A 15,343-nucleotide genomic window follows, 5' to 3' on the forward strand; every position below is an offset into this window, starting at 1 on the left:
TCCGATGACCGGCGTTCTGTCTGATACTGCCTTGAAAGCCCTGATCGAATCCGGTGCCATTGCAGCATCCGTCCCGATCATCCCCGAACAGATCCAGCCCGCCAGTCTTGACCTGCGCCTTGGCGACACCGCCTTTCGGCTGCGGGCATCGTTTCTGCCCGGCAAGGGACGGCGCGTGGCCGAGCGACTGGCTGATTTTCAGATGCATCGCATGGATCTGACCGGCGGCGCGGTGCTGGAGCGTGGCTGCGTCTATCTGGTGCCGCTGGCCGAGCGTGTGACCCTGCCCGACGGCATTTCCGCGGTGGCCAATGCGAAAAGTTCGACCGGGCGGCTGGACCTGCTGACCCGGCTGATTACCGATGACGGGACCGAGTTCGACCGCCTGCCCGATGGCTATGACGGCCCGCTTTATGCAGAAATATGCCCGCGTAGCTTTTCGGTTCTGGTGCGTCCGGGAATGCGACTGAACCAGTTACGGCTTCGGCAGGGACAAGCGGCGCTGGATGATGCTGCCCTGCGGCTCTTGCACGCGGAAACGCCGCTGGTGGATGGTCCCGCGCTGATTGATGAGGGTTTGGGCTTTTCCGTTGATCTGCGGCCCGCGCAGGGGGATCTGGTCGGCTGGCGCGCACGCCCGCACAGCGGCGTGATCGACCTTGACCGTATCGGCGCCTATGCCGCGCGGGATTTCTGGGATCCGCTCTATTCCGATCAGGGGCGGCTGATTCTGGACCCCGGCGCGTTTTACATCCTTGTCAGCCGCGAAGCCGTCACGATTCCCCCCGATTATGCCGCCGAAATGGCCCCCTATCTGGCCATGGTGGGCGAGTTTCGTGTGCATTACGCAGGTTTCTTTGACCCCGGCTTTGGTCATGGCAGCGCCGGACAAGGTGCGCGTGGCGTGCTGGAAGTGCGCTGCCACGAAGCCCCCTTTGCGCTGGAGCATGGGCAAGTCGTCGGTCGCCTGATCTATGAGCGCATGGCCGAACGCCCCGCCCGCCTCTATGGCGCGGGAATTGCGTCCAATTATCAGGGACAGGGCCTGAAACTGGCCAAGCAGTTCCGCGATTAAAGCCTGCGGGTGATCCGCGCCGCCTGCCGGGCGCGCTTCGCCATGTCACGCGATTGCTGGACGCGTTTGCGTTCTTCGGGCGTCATCGGCGCCTCGGGCTGATCGGTCTGCGCCCCATTCTGCGCCGTGCGTTTGCCCAACATCCCGATGCCCTTGTTGATGCCCCAGTTCATCGCCCGGCGCAGCAGCATCCGTTGCAGCATGTTCAGAATCTGGTTCATATTCATCGGCGGTTCCTATTCGTCCTCGAACAGATCATCGGCCGGAACGGCCGCATCCCCAATGTCGTCATCTTGCGCCGGGGTTGCAAGGGGCAGCCCTTCGACCGGGCGGGAATCGAGCAGCCCTGCGGCCCGCAATTCTGACAATCCGGGCAGGTCACGGGCAGTTTCAAGGCCGAAATGATCCAGAAACCCCTCGGTCACGACAAAGGTTGCGGGGCGGCCCGGTGTCTGACGGCGACGCCCCATGCGGACCCAGCCCAATTCCATCAACTGATCCAATGTGCCGCGCCCAACCGCCACGCCACGGATTTCCTCGATCTCGGCACGGGTGACAGGCTGGTGATAGGCAATGATCGCCAGCGTTTCCGTCGCCGCCCGCGACAGGCGGCGGGTCTCGGCAATCTGCTGCTGCATCAGAAAGCCAAGATCGCCCGCCGTGCGGAACGCCCATGCGTCGCCCACCCGGACCAGTTCCACACCGCGCCCGTGATAGCGCACCCGCAGCGCCGCCACCGCCTCGGGCGCATCGCAACCGGCGGGCAGGCGCGTCGCCAGTTCGCGCACCGACAAAGGTTCGGCAGCGGCGAACAGGATCGCCTCGACCATACGTTCCTGCTGGTCCATCGGGATGGGGGTGAAATCACTCATCGCTGCCTCGCACGGATCGAGATTGGGGCAAAAACTTCGGTCTGGCTGATCTCGACCCGGCCCTGTTTGGCAAGCTCCAGCGAGGCCGCAAAGGTCGCCGCCGTAGCCGAGCGTTTGCGCGGGCCGCTGCCCCAGCCTTCGGGCAAAAACCGCGCCAGATCGGTCCAGTCGCCGCTGTATCCGATCAGGTCGCGCATCCGCTCCAGCGCCTGTTCCATGGTGAAAATATCCCGACGATCAAAGGCATAGGGGCGAAACTCATCCCGCGTTTTCAGCCGGGCATAGGCGCGCATCAGGTCGATCAGCCCGACCTGATATTCGGTCTGGCGCAGCCGCGACACGGTTTCTGGTGCCCCCCGCACAAAACGCTGCATCCCCAGCCGGTCGCGCCCCATCAGCCGCGCCGCCGCCTGTCGCATCGCATCCAGACGCTCCAACTGAAACGCCAGATGCGCGGCCAGCTCCTGCGCGGAAAGCCCTTCGGCCTGCGGATCGGGGGGCAGCAACAGGCGCGATTTCAGGAACGCCAGCCAGGACGCCATCACCAGATAATCCGCCGCCAGTTCAATCCGCAAAGCGCGGGCACGGTCGATGAAAGCCAGATATTGTTCCGCCAGTTCCAGAACCGAAATCTTCAGCAGATCAACCTTTTGCGTGCGGGAAAGCGTCAACAACAGGTCCAGCGGGCCTTCGAAACCATCCACATCGACGATCAGCGCCTCATCCGCCTGTCGCTGGCGGATTTCCGCCGTGAAAAGATTGTCCTGATCGCTGGTCATGGCGTTAAATCGGCGCTTTAAGCCAGCCTGTCAACCTTGGGTTAATCCAGTTGCACCACGCTGTCGCGGTTGACGCCGAACACGCCGGGCAGTCGCGCCAGTGCGGATTGGGCGCGTTTCAAAGCGGCTTCTGACGGAAAGGCGACCACGGTCGCCCCGACATTCGACAGGTCGTAGATCACCCGCCCATCGAGACCCGCGGCAGCGTCCTGAACCGCTTGCGCCGCCCCGGCCTCACGATAGACGATCAGGTTCAGCGGCGGCGCAGCTGCGTCCTGTGGCCCACAAGCCAGCAGCATCGCACAAAGCGCCAACGCCCGCATCAGACCATGCCCCGAAGGCCCATATATTCGGCCCGCAGCGCGGCAATGTCATCATCCTGCGCATCCTCGCGCAGCTTCAGCGCCCGTGCAGATCGTGCCAACGCGGCCACGCTCATCTGCCCAGCGGCAGCGGTAATGGCCTCTTTCTCGGGCAGATCACCATGGCAGGCCAGCGCCAGATCACAACCGGCGGCGATGGCGGCGGCGGTGCGCTGCACCTGATTGCCGGGCAGTGCCTCCATCCCCAGGTCATCGGTCATCAGCAACCCCTGAAAGCCGATACGCTTGCGGATCAGCTCGATCATCGGGGCCGAAATCGTTGCCGGCGCATCATCCAGCGCGGCGTAACGTATATGCGCGGTCATCCCCAACGGCGCGTCCTTCAACGCCCGGAATGGCACGAAATCGCTGTCGTTCAGCGCGGTTTCGGGGGCATCCACCACCGGCAGATCCTTGTGGCTGTCGGCGCGGGCGCGGCCGTGACCGGGCATATGCTTGACCACCGGCAGGACACCCGCCGCCAGCATCCCATCCGCAGCGGCCCGCCCCAGCATCGAGACTTCGGACGCGTCGTCACCAAGGCAGCGGTCGCGCAAAAACGGGTGCGTATCCGCCTGCGCCACGTCCAGCGTGGGGGCGCAATTGCTGTCGATCCCGCAGGCCCGCAGCTCCGCCCCGATCAGCCGATAGCGCAGCCAGATCGCACGCGGGCCACGGCGGCCTTCGTTCAGTGGCGCATCCCAATCGGTCCAGTGCGGGGCGCGAAGCCGCTGGACGCGCCCGCCTTCCTGATCGACGGTAATCACCGCGTCACGCCCCACGGCATCGCGCAGGTCGCCCGTCAGGCGGCGCAACTGGTCAGGGCTTTCGACATTATGAGCGAACAGAATAAAGCCCCAAGGATCAGCCGAGCGAAAGAAATCCCGCTCGGCTTCGGTCAGGGTCAGGCCGGACAGGCCGAAAATCGCGGCCGTTGACATCAGTTGTTCAGCGCGATGCAGTCGGTGCCAGAGGATTTCAATTGGCCGCAGAAGTTCCGCGCCGCTGAAGTCCCGTCAAAGCCCGCCACACGCAGCCGCCAGAACGTGCGGCCATTGCGTTCGGTTTTCTGGATCACCGGCGATTTACCCGCGAACAAGCTGCCGTTGCGGCCCGACAGGCGCTGCCATTCGCTGCGGGCGATGGCCTCGCTGTCGAAAGCACCGATCTGCGCAAGGGCAGACCCCGAAGCAGGCGTCACGGTTTCCACCCGCGCTTCAGCCGGAGCCGGAGTCGGCGCGGGCTGGGTTTTGGGCCGGGTTTCGGCGCGGGCCGGGGCTGCGGCGGGGGCCTCGGTCACGGCAGCGGTCTGCACCGGAGCCGGGGTTGCACGGGCCGGGCGGCGCACGGGCCGGACCGATTGCGTCACCGAAGCCGTCTGCGTCAGCGCGGCGTTGATGTCCTCGGGTGCAGCGGGGGTGCCGGTTTCATCGGTGACGGCTGCGGAAACGGTGCCTTCTTCGACGCCCGCATCGCTGGCAGCGGCCATCCGGGTGGCGGCCTCCTCGGCAAAGGCAGGGTTTTCCGGGCCGACGACATCATCCTCAGGCGCGGCAACCATCGGCTGCGCAGTCACGCCAAGCGCGCCCATCGGCAAGTCCTCATCGGTCAGGCTGGTGGCCGCCGGAGCGATGGCAACCTGTTCGATCCGCTGCGGCGCGGCCCCTGCGGCGACGGTGTTCACCGCCAGCCCCTCATTCGCGGCCAGCTCGCCACCGGGGTTTTCTGGCGCGGTGCGGGCCTCCCCCTGCATCGCGCGGACGACCGGGATACCCGAAACGTCACGAGTCACAAGCTGATAGCCCCAGACGACCATGCCAATCAGCAGCATGACCGAGACAACTGCGCCAAAATAGTTCAGCGCACGGGCAACACGGCCTGCCAAACCCACATTGGTGGCAAGCTGCTCCTCGTGGACGGGATCGTATCCGCGATCCTGCTCACCAAAGACGAAATCGCGCACCTGACGCGGGCGCACGCCATGAAACCCGCCACCGCGGAAGTCGAGAACTGCCATTCTTGCCTGCCTGCCGGGTTTCCCGGACGTTTACAATCACTGCTCAATGATCCGGCAGGCGCCTTTGTCAGCGCATTTCTTTTGCCGGTTCGACGCCCAAAATACCAAGACCGTTGGAAATGACAACGCCAACTGCACGCAACATCGCAATTTTCGACGCGGTTGTGTCCTTTGCGCCATCTTGGACAAAACGCAGCGACAGGTCTTCGTTACCACGATTCCAAAGCGAATGAAGCTCTTGCGCCAGATCATACAGGTAAAATGCCACCCGATGCGGCTCATGTGCGCGAGCGGCGGTCTCGACCAGACGCGGCCACTCCGCAACCTTACCGATCAGAGCAAGCTCTGCCGGATGGGTCAGCCCGGACAGATCAGCCTGCGCCAGCGCAGCGTCAGACACATCCACGCCCGCATCCGACGCACGGCGCAAAGCTGAATGAATCCGGGCATTTGCGTACTGAACATACCAAACAGGATTATCCTTCGACTGCTCCAGAACCTTGTCGAAGTCAAAATCCAGATCAGCGTCGTTCTTGCGGGTCAGCATGTGAAAACGGGTGACATCCGCCCCCGCCTGCTCGACCACATCGCGCAGGGTGACGAACGTGCCTGCCCGTTTGGACATCTTGAACGGTTCGCCATTCTTGAACAGGCGGACAAGCTGAACCAGCTTGATGTCCAGCGGCACCCCGTTGTTGGTCAGTGCCCCGACCGCCGCCTTCATCCGCTTGACATAGCCGCCGTGATCGGCACCGAAAATGTCGATCAACTGGTCAAAGCCGCGCTCTACCTTGTCGAAGTGATAGGCAATATCAGGCGCGAAATAGGTCCAGCTCCCATCGGCCTTTCGCACCGGGCGGTCCTGATCGTCGCCGTAATCGGTCGAGCGGAACAACGTCTGTTCGCGCTCCTCCCAATCCTCGGGCAGCTTGCCCTTTGGCGGCTCCAGCGTGCCGCGATAGATCAGCCCGGCAGCGTCCAGCCGCTGCAAAGCCTGTTCGATCCGGGGATACAGGGCCTTTTCGCTGGAATACACATCCATCCGCACGTTCAGCAGGGCCAGATCCTCGCGGATCATCTCCATCATCGCGGCGGTTGCGAATTCGCGGATATCAGCCAGCCAGTCTGATTCCGGCTTGTCGATCAGGCTGGTGCCGTATTTTTCCTTCAACGCCTGCCCGACGGGGATCAGATAATCGCCGGGATACAGCCCTTCGGCAATATTCGGTTCCAGCCCGTTGGCCTCACGGTAACGCTCATAGGCAGAACGGGCCAGCACATCGACCTGTGCGCCGCCGTCGTTGATGTAATATTCACGCGTCACCTCATGGCCGGAATAGGCCAGCAGGCTGGACAGCGCGTCGCCAAAGATCGCGCCACGGGTATGGCCGACGTGCATCGGGCCGGTCGGGTTGGCGCTGACGAATTCGACATTGACCTTTTGCCCCACGCCCATATCCGAGCGCCCGTAATCTGCCCCTGCCGCAATCGCCGCCGTCACCGCCCGCTGCCACTGGCCCGGCGCAAGGCGCAGGTTCAGGAACCCCGGCCCGGCGACCTCGGCGGCGCTGATGCGGGCGTCCTCGGCCAGCAGGGCAGCCAGCTTGTCGGCAATATCGCGCGGCTTCATCGCGGCGGGCTTGGCCAGCACCATCGCGGCATTGGTGGCCATATCGCCATGGGCCGGATCACGCGGCGGCTCAACCGTGACGTTTCGCAGGTCCAGCCCTTGCGGCAGGTCGCCCTGCCCGGCCAGCCGGTTCAGCGCGTCAATGACAAGGGTGTGGATTTCAGCGAACAGATTCATAACGGCACCTTGAGGGGAATTACCCCTGCCCGATAGCGCCAGCGGACAGGGAAGGTCAAGTTTGGCCGTCAAGACAGCATCAGGCACCGTCCGGTATCGCGCCCTCACCTTCGCCACGGCGCGCGGCGCGGGCTTCGGCCTTGGCCTCATGCGCAGCTTCGCTGTCCTGACGCAGTTGCACAGCCAACTCGGGCGGAATCAGCGAAACCAGACGCGCGCCGGCACGGGCGGTAAAGCTGTCGGCATCCGCGACAAAGCGCAGCCCGTTGTCATCGACCACCACCATCGGCATCGCACCGGGACGGGCCTCGCGCCAGTCAGACAGGCCGTATTCTTCGGTCAGAGGGGTGACGCGGAAAATATAGCCGCCCCCCAACAGGTCCAGATAGTCCGCCAGCGTCCGCCCGCCCGCAATCGCCTGCCCGCCAAGCTGCGACGGCAGGCTGTGACGCGGCCGGTCCTCTTTATAGCGGGCAAGCTGCCAGACCGAATCGCGGCCGAACTCTGGCGCAAGGTCAGTCGCAACCAGCGTGTTATAGGCATCATTATCAGAGGCCGCCAAAATCGCATCATAAGCAATGAACTCGACATTGGTTTCGGCATTTTCAGACAGAATATCACCGTAATAGACCGGCACGCCCTTGACCCGCGCAGATCGCAAGTGGCCAAGGTTGGGGTCCGTGACCAAAACATTCACATCCGCTTTTTCCAGCGCCTTCGCCAGCTCCGCCGCAAAGCGCGAGCCCCCCACGATCAGCAGCCCCGGCTTATCGCCCGAGGTCAGCCCAAGAAGCCGTGCCAGCGGTGCCAGCGTAAAGCCGTGCAAGATCACGCTGGCCAGAACCAGCACAAAGGCCAGCGGCGCGATCAGAGCGCCATCCGCGATTCCCTCCTGCGCCAGACGCTCGCCAAAAATACCGGCCACGGCGACCAGCACCACGCCGCGCGGCCCGGTCAGCGCGATCAGCCAGCGTTCCTTCATCGGCAGGTTTGTCCCGATCAGCGACAGCATCACCGTCAACGGCCGCGCCACCAGAATGACCAACGCTAGGAACAGCACCGCCCGCCATGTCAGTTGCGACAGCACGTCAAAGCTGATCCCCGCCGCCAACAGGATAAACACACCAGACACCAGCAGAATGGTCGCATGTTCCTTGAAACGGTGCAGTTCGGTATAGGACGGCAGGTCGGCATTGGCGATCACCAGCCCCATGACCGTCACCGCCAGCAGGCCCGATTCATGCAACCCCATATCGGCCAGTGCAAAGGTGCCAAGCACCGCCACGAACAACACCGGCACCTTCATATATTCCGGCACCCAGCCCCGGCGGAACAGCGCCACAGTGGCTCGCCCGGCAGCAAACCCCAACAACAGCGCAAAGCCGATGCCCAGGATCAGGGTCAGCGCGGCCTCACCCACAGGCAGGGCGGAATGGCGAACCAGAACGATCTCCAGCGCCAGAACAGCGGCAAGCGCGCCGATCGGGTCGTTGACGATGGCTTCCCATTGCAAGACCTGCGCCGGACGGCTGGTCAGCCGGGCCTGCCGCAGCAAAGGCGCGATGACGGTCGGGCCGGTCACGATCATAATGCCGCCAAAAGTGATCGCGGCCTCCCAGCCAAGGCCCGCGCCCCATGCCAGCGCAAGGGACGAAAACAGCCAGCCGAGCAGCGCCCCCGGAAAAATCAGCCGCCGCACCGCAGGCCGGGCATCGGCAAGGCGGTGAAAGTTCAGCGTCAGCCCACCTTCAAACAGGATCACCGCCACCGCCAGCGAGATCATCGGCTGCACCAGCGCCCCAAGATCACGCGCAGGCACGAATATCCCCGTGACCGGGCCAAGGATCAGCCCCGCTAACAGCATCAGCACGATTCCCGGCAGGCGGAACCACCAGGCAAGCCACTGCGCGCCAACCCCGGCAACCCCGACAAGGGCGATGGCTTCCACGGCACTCAGGCCGGCTGCTGTTTCGACGGCCATGGGGCCTCCAATTCGCGGATAACGCCAGATAACCATGCGCGGGCGATTTCGTTCCCGCGCCGGTGGAAGCGGCTTCACGATTGACTCATGCGCGGATTTCCGCTAGGCGGCTACGGCCTGCATCCGGCGGGCTCCCGAGGGGCGTGCGATCCTAAAGCGTCCCATTCACCCGGCCAAGCCCGGTTCACATGGACGCGGTTCCGCAAAAATGCGGCGCGCATAGTTGAAAGCCCCGAATGACCAAGTTTTCCGATCTGAAACTCGACCCCAAGGTTCTGGCTGCCATCACCGATGCCGGCTACGAATCGCCCACGCCGATTCAGGCCGGAGCGATCCCTCCGGCGCTGGAAGGCCGGGACGTGCTGGGGATCGCGCAGACCGGCACTGGCAAGACCGCCAGCTTTACCCTGCCAATGATTACCCTGCTGGGCCGTGGCCGGGCGCGGGCGCGGATGCCGCGTTCGCTGGTGCTGTGTCCGACCCGCGAACTTGCGGCGCAGGTGGCGGAAAATTTTGACATTTATGCGAAAAACACCCGACTGACCAAGGCGCTGCTGATCGGCGGCGTCAGCTTTGGCGAACAGGACAAGCTGATCGACCGGGGCGTGGACGTGCTGATCGCCACACCGGGCCGTTTGCTGGACCATTTCGAGCGCGGCAAGCTGCTCCTGACCGGCGTTCAGATCATGGTCGTGGACGAGGCCGACCGGATGCTCGACATGGGCTTCATCCCCGATATCGAACGCATCTTCCAACTGACGCCCTTTACCCGCCAGACGCTGTTTTTCAGCGCCACCATGGCCCCCGAGATCGAGCGCATCACCTCTACCTTCCTGCACAATCCCGAACGGATCGAGGTCGCCCGTCAGGCCACCACCAGCGAGACCATCGAGCAGCGGCTGGTCGAACTGACGCCCACCCGCAAGGATCAGACCGCCAAGCAAAAGCGCGAACTGCTGCGCGCCCTGATCGCCGCCGAGGGCGACAAGCTGACCAATGCCATTGTGTTCTGCAACCGCAAGACTGACGTGGACATCGTTGCCAAGTCCTTGCAAAAGCACGGCTTCAATGCTGCGCCGATCCACGGCGACCTGGACCAGAGCCAGCGGATGCGGACGCTGGACAGTTTCCGCGATGGCGGGCTGACGCTGCTGATCGCGTCAGACGTGGCGGCACGGGGGCTGGATATTCCGGCGGTCAGCCATGTGTTCAACTATGACCTGCCCTCTCATGCCGAGGATTACGTTCACCGCATCGGCCGCACGGGCCGCGCCGGGCGTCTTGGCACCGCTGTCAGCCTGTCCACGCCGATGGATGAAAAATACCTGACCGCAATCGAAAATCTGGTCAAAAAGACCCTGCCCCGCGCCCCTCAACCCGAAGGGTTCTCGCTGTCCGAGGCAGCCAATGCCGCACCGCGTTCGGGGGCATCCCGGTCGGGTTCGTCACGGTCCCGCTCGCGTTCGCGCCGCGATGAGGGCAAAGACGACCGGCGCGAGGACAAACCCGCCGAACAGCCCGAAGTGCAGACCGAAGCCCCGCGCAAGGACGACCGCAGCGAGCGCCGTGATGATCGTCGTGACGACCGCCGCAATGGGGCCGAGCGTAACGGCAACGGCTATAACCGCGACAACGGCCGCTATTCCCGCGACCGTGGCGGGCGCGACCGCGATCAGACAGTCGGTATGGGCGACCATATGCCCGAGTTTCTGACCCGCAGCTTCCTGCCCGAAGACCTGAACCCCAATTGGGGCGTCAGTGACAACCCGGCAGAGGTTGAAGCGCCCGTGTCTAAAGCCGTGTCGGACAAACCCGCGGATACGACAGAAGCCCCGAAAAAGACCGGCAGCCGCTCGCGCAGTCGCTCGCGCAAACCCGAGGTCAGCGCGGACCAGCCTGCGGAGCCTGCAACGGCGGAAGCTGTGATGGAAACGGCTGCGGTGCCAGAAACCGCAGAGACCGCAGCGGCAACTGAAACCGAGGCGAAGCCTGCGCCAAAGACGCGCCGGACCTCGACCCGCAAAACCGCAGCCAAACCCGCAGAGGCTGCGCCGGCGGCTGACCTCTACGCCGAAGCGGAACCCGAGGCTGCGCCGGTCAAAAAAACCCGCAAGCCCTCGACACGCAAAACGGCGGCAAGCGCGACTGATGAAGCCGCTCCGGGCGACACATCTTCGGATGAGGCCGCAGCACCGGCTAAGGCGAAAAAGACGACCACCCCAAAGACAGCCGCCAAAACCACAGCATCGAAAACGACCGTCAGGAAAACCACCACCAGCCGAACCCGTAAAAAGGCCGATGCTGCCGAGGCTCCGGCGGCGGACACCCCTGCGGCCCCCCCGGCAAGCCCGGATAATGGCCCGGCGGTCGAATAACCCCAACCGCCGCCCGGCCCTGATTGCGCTGGCTGCCGATCTGGCGCTTGGCGTGGTCGCGGCCTTGGGCCAAGCGCCTTGGGGACTGTGGCCGGCGACGCTGATCGCGCTGGCGCTGGGTTTTTATCGTATCGGTCGCGCACCCGGCTGGCGCGCGACGGCGTGGCATGGGTTCGCGCTTGGGCTTGGCTATTTCGGGCTGGCGATGAGCTGGATCACCGAGCCGTTCTTTGTCCAGCCCGAGATTTACGGCTGGATGGCCCCATTTGCGCTGTTTTTCATGGCCGCAGGCGGCGGAATATTCTGGGCTGTTCCCGCAGCCCTTGCCGGGGCGATCTGGCAGACGGGTGTGCGGCGGGCAGCAGGGATGGCTGCGCTGCTGGTGCTGTCTGAATGGCTGCGCGGCTGGATTTTCACCGGCCTGCCCTGGGCTGAAATCGGCCATATCTGGATCGGCCAACCGCCTGCGCAACTGGCCGCTACGTTTGGCGCTTTGGGGCTGGTGGCACTGACCGGCGTGCTGGCCGGTTTTCCGGTGGTCTTTGGATGGGTGAAAGGCGGGGTGCTGTCGGGGCTGCTGCTGGCGACCGTCTGGGTGGCCGGTGACAACAGGCTGCAACAGCCCCTGCCCCCGGACCAGAATTACCACATCCGCCTTGTTCAGCCAGATGCGGTGCAGGCGCTGAAATGGGACAGCTATTGGTCAGGCGTGTTCTATCAGCGCCTGCTGGACCTGTCAGCCGCCGCGCCCCAATCCGGGCCGCGTCCTGATCTGGTGATCTGGCCCGAAACCGCCGTCAGCTTTTTGCTGAACGACGCCGGGCCGGTGCTGTCGCAATTCACCACCGCAGCCGGTGCGCCAGTGCTGACCGGCATCCAGCGGGCCGAGGGCAGCCGCTGGTATAACAGCCTTGTGCTGGTCGAAGGCGATCAGGTAACGGCGCTTTATGACAAGTTCCATCTGGTGCCGTTCGGGGAATATATCCCCTGGGGGGATGAACTGGCCCGCATCGGCATTCGTGCTTTTGCTGCGCAGACCGGCAACGGCTATTCCCCCGGCCCCGGTGCGGCGCTGATGTCGGTGCCGGGCGGGCCGGACATGCAACCGCTGATCTGCTATGAGGCGATTTTCCCGCGCCATCTGCTGCGTGGCGCGGCACGTCCCGGCTGGCTGCTGCAAGTCACCAACGACAGTTGGTTCGGCACGATTTCCGGACCTTATCAGCACCTTGCCCAAGCCCGGCTACGCGCGATCGAAACCGGACTGCCGCTGCTGAGGGCAGCGAACACCGGCATCAGCGCGGTGATTAACGCACACGGCAATCTGCGCGGGCAGTTGGGCCTTGGCCAGCAGGGCTTTATCGACACCGCCCTGCCCGGCGCTTTGCCCGCGACGCTCTGGATGCGCTGGGGCGACTGGCCGGTATTGCTGGGACTGGTTGCACTGTTAGGGATTTTGCTGCGCCGCCGAGACTGATGGCGTAGGCGGGAGCCTCCGGCGGGGATATTTACCGACAAAAGATGCGTTGACTTTTGGTCTTTTGCGGCCCAAATCAGCGCGATCATACAGACCCGCAACCGGGCGTTCCGTGGGCGCCAGACCGACGAGGAGCCAGACATGGCCGACCAGATTTCCCTGATTTTTCCCGATGGCAGCAGCCGTGATTATCCGCAGGGCGTCACCCCTGCGCAGGTCGCGGAATCCATTGCGCCGAGCCTTGCGAAACGGGCGATTTCCGCGACCGTGGACGGGCGCCATGTCGATCTGCAATGGCCCCTGCATGAGGGCGGACACATCGCCATCAACACGATGAAGGACGAGACCCCCGCGCTGGAGCTGATCCGGCACGATCTGGCGCATGTCATGGCTCGGGCGGTTCAGGAACTGTGGCCGGATGTGAAAGTGACCATCGGCCCGGTGCGCGACTTCGGCTGGTTCTACGACTTTGACCGCACCGAGCCGTTCACGCCCGAAGACCTTGGCGCAATCGAGGCCCGGATGAAGCAGATCATCGCCGCGCGTGAGCCGGTGCGCACCGAAACCTGGGATCGCGCCCGTGCCATCGCCCATTATGAGGCCGCAGGCGAGCCGTTCAAGGTGGAGCTGGTGAACCGTATCCCCGAGGGCGAAGACCTGCGGATGTATTGGCATGGCGACTGGCAGGATCTTTGCCGTGGCCCGCATCTGCAATCGACGGGCCAGCTTCCCGCCGATGCCTTCAAGCTGACCCATGTGGCCGGGGCCTATTGGCTGGGTGATGCCAGCCGCCCGATGTTGCAGCGCATCTATGGCGTCGCCTTCCGCAACCGCGACGATCTGAAAGCGCATCTGACCATGCTGGAGGAGGCCGCCAAGCGCGATCACCGCAAGCTGGGCCGCGAGATGGACCTGTTCCACATGCAGGAAGAAGCGCCCGGCATGGTCTTCTGGCACCCGAACGGCTGGACGGTTTACCGCGAACTGGAGGCCTATATGCGCCGCCGCCAAATCGCGGCTGGCTATAAGGAAATCCGCACGCCGCAGGTCGTAGATCGGATTTTGTGGGAAAAATCAGGCCATTGGGAAGCCTATCGTGAAAATATGTTCATCGTCGAGGTGGACGAGGAAGGCGCAAAGGAAAAGCGCATCAACGCGCTGAAACCGATGAACTGCCCCTGTCACGTTCAGGTCTATAACCACGGGCTGAAATCCTATCGTGATCTGCCGCTGCGGCTGGCCGAGTTCGGGTCATGCCACCGCTATGAATCCTCGGGGTCGATGCACGGGCTGATGCGCGTGCGCGGCTTTGTGCAGGATGATGCGCATATCTTCTGCACCGAGGATCAGATCGAACAGGAATGTGCCGGTTTCATCAGCCTGCTGAGCAGCGTTTACTGCGATTTGGGGTTCGAGAAATTCGACATCAAACTGTCCACGCGACCGGATGTGCGGGTCGGCTCGGACGAGATTTGGGACAAGGCCGAGGCCGCACTGTCTGGCGCGATCGAACATCTTGGCCTGCCTTATGAGGTCAACCCCGGCGATGGTGCCTTTTATGGGCCAAAGCTGGATTTCAAACTGACCGATGCGATTGGCCGGGAATGGCAATGCGGCACGTTCCAGTGCGATTTCAACCTGCCCGACCGCCTTGGCGCGGAATATGTGGCCGAAGACGGCGACAAGCACCGCCCGGTGATGTTACACCGCGCAATTCTGGGGTCGTTTGAACGGTTCATCGGCATCCTGATCGAAAACTATGGCGGCAAGATGCCGTTCTGGATCGCGCCGCGTCAGGTGGTTGTTGCTTCGATCGTGTCGGGGGCGGATGACTATGTGCAGGAAATCGTCACGGCGCTGCGCGCTGCCGGCATCCGGGCCGAGGCTGATACCCGCAATGAAAAGATCAACTATAAGGTGCGCGAACATTCGGTCGCCAAGGTGCCTGCGATCCTCGCCATTGGCATGAAAGAGGTCGAGGAACGCAGCGTCTCGATGCGGCGGCTGGATCAGCAGGGCAGCGAATCGCTGACTCTGGATGCGGTTATCGCCCGACTGAAAGACGAGGCCACCCCGCCAGATCAGCGCTGAAACCGGCAAGGGAACGCCGTTTGTGCAAGATTTCATCGCCCTGTTACAGATCGGGCGCTTTTCTCGCTTGCTTTCCGCGCAGGTTGCTTCATGCTGTCCGCGCGTGAGCACCTTTCTACCGCCTCCCTCTGACGGGGCAGCCGGACGACCGAAAGACAGGCTGCACGGCCCGGCCCGGCAATCGTGCCGACGGGAGATTTGAAGGAGAGAAGGTCATGGCGACCGGAACGGTAAAGTGGTTCAACACCGAAAAAGGCTACGGCTTCATCGCGCCCGATGATGGCGGCAAAGATATCTTTGTCCACATCTCAGCGGTTGAGCGTGCAGGGCTGAAAGGTCTGAAGGACAACCAGAAAATCAGCTTCGAGATGCAGACTGGCCGCGATGGCCGTGCATCGGCCAGCGATCTGGTTCTGCTGTAATCGCATCGACGGTTTCAGATATGATACGGGCGGCCCCTCACGGGGCCGTCTTGCTTTTATGCGCGCGAAGATTCTATGCCTCTGG

12 protein-coding genes and 1 pseudogene are annotated in these 15,343 nt (G+C 63.5%); 5 read left to right on the top strand and 8 right to left on the bottom strand.

The genetic code is table 11. The annotated features are described in order from the left end of the window. The first annotated feature begins 4 nt into the window (after window positions 1–4). The gene (locus Q4G24_RS06460) at window positions 5–1,075 is read left to right on the top strand and encodes a 2'-deoxycytidine 5'-triphosphate deaminase (protein WP_303365691.1); all 1,071 of its coding nucleotides are present in this window, start codon (window positions 5–7) and stop codon (window positions 1,073–1,075) included. Here the strand turns inward: Q4G24_RS06460 and Q4G24_RS06465 are convergent. The 8 genes from Q4G24_RS06465 to Q4G24_RS06500 form a co-directional block, all read right to left on the bottom strand. Further along, complete coding sequence (locus Q4G24_RS06465; protein ID WP_303365692.1) at window positions 1,072–1,302, bottom strand: hypothetical protein; 231 nt, start codon at window positions 1,300–1,302, stop codon at window positions 1,072–1,074. The two genes, Q4G24_RS06460 and Q4G24_RS06465, sit on opposite strands and share 4 nt — an antisense overlap. Before the next feature lie 9 nt (window positions 1,303–1,311). Next, the gene (gene scpB, locus Q4G24_RS06470) at window positions 1,312–1,947 is read right to left on the bottom strand and encodes an SMC-Scp complex subunit ScpB (protein ID WP_303365693.1); all 636 of its coding nucleotides are present in this window, start codon (window positions 1,945–1,947) and stop codon (window positions 1,312–1,314) included. After that, window positions 1,944–2,726: a ScpA family protein gene (locus Q4G24_RS06475; protein WP_303365694.1), complete on the bottom strand. Its 783-nt coding sequence runs from the start codon at window positions 2,724–2,726 to the stop codon at window positions 1,944–1,946. Before Q4G24_RS06475 ends, scpB begins: the two co-directional genes overlap by 4 nt. 41 nt (window positions 2,727–2,767) lie before the next feature. Next, window positions 2,768–3,049, bottom strand: a complete 282-nt coding sequence (locus tag Q4G24_RS06480; RefSeq protein WP_303365695.1) for a hypothetical protein — start codon at window positions 3,047–3,049, stop codon at window positions 2,768–2,770. Further along, window positions 3,049–4,029 (bottom strand): glycoside hydrolase family 3 N-terminal domain-containing protein, encoded by a 981-nt coding sequence (locus Q4G24_RS06485; protein ID WP_303365696.1) that lies wholly within the window; start codon window positions 4,027–4,029, stop codon window positions 3,049–3,051. Before Q4G24_RS06485 ends, Q4G24_RS06480 begins: the two co-directional genes overlap by 1 nt. Then, window positions 4,029–5,105 carry an SPOR domain-containing protein gene (locus Q4G24_RS06490; RefSeq protein ID WP_303365697.1) on the bottom strand — a complete coding sequence of 359 codons (1,077 nt, stop codon included), beginning with the start codon at window positions 5,103–5,105 and terminating at the stop codon, window positions 4,029–4,031. Before Q4G24_RS06490 ends, Q4G24_RS06485 begins: the two co-directional genes overlap by 1 nt. 67 nt (window positions 5,106–5,172) lie before the next feature. Further along, the gene (gene argS, locus Q4G24_RS06495) at window positions 5,173–6,912 is read right to left on the bottom strand and encodes an arginine--tRNA ligase (RefSeq protein ID WP_303365698.1); all 1,740 of its coding nucleotides are present in this window, start codon (window positions 6,910–6,912) and stop codon (window positions 5,173–5,175) included. Window positions 6,913–6,991: 79 nt separating this feature from the next. Next, window positions 6,992–8,893 carry a sodium:proton antiporter gene (locus tag Q4G24_RS06500; protein ID WP_303365699.1) on the bottom strand — a complete coding sequence of 634 codons (1,902 nt, stop codon included), beginning with the start codon at window positions 8,891–8,893 and terminating at the stop codon, window positions 6,992–6,994. A 236-nt stretch (window positions 8,894–9,129) separates the two neighbouring features. On the opposite strand from Q4G24_RS06500, the pseudogene Q4G24_RS06505 reads away from it, so the two are divergent. From Q4G24_RS06505 to Q4G24_RS06520, 4 genes and pseudogenes are all read left to right on the top strand, one after another. Further along, window positions 9,130–10,617, top strand: a pseudogene (locus tag Q4G24_RS06505) (DEAD/DEAH box helicase); the annotation flags it as partial. 631 nt (window positions 10,618–11,248) lie between these two features. After that, complete coding sequence (lnt, locus tag Q4G24_RS06510; RefSeq protein ID WP_303365700.1) at window positions 11,249–12,745, top strand: apolipoprotein N-acyltransferase; 1,497 nt, start codon at window positions 11,249–11,251, stop codon at window positions 12,743–12,745. Window positions 12,746–12,886: 141 nt separating this feature from the next. After that, complete coding sequence (gene thrS / locus Q4G24_RS06515) at window positions 12,887–14,836, top strand: threonine--tRNA ligase (protein WP_303365701.1); 1,950 nt, start codon at window positions 12,887–12,889, stop codon at window positions 14,834–14,836. Window positions 14,837–15,051: 215 nt separating this feature from the next. Then, window positions 15,052–15,258, top strand: coding sequence for a cold-shock protein (locus Q4G24_RS06520; RefSeq protein WP_303365702.1), 207 nt, complete (start codon window positions 15,052–15,054; stop codon window positions 15,256–15,258). The last annotated feature ends 85 nt before the right edge of the window (window positions 15,259–15,343 follow it).

Source organism: Paracoccus sp. (in: a-proteobacteria) (assembly GCF_030538695.1).
Taxonomy (GTDB): Bacteria; Pseudomonadota; Alphaproteobacteria; order Rhodobacterales; family Rhodobacteraceae; genus Paracoccus.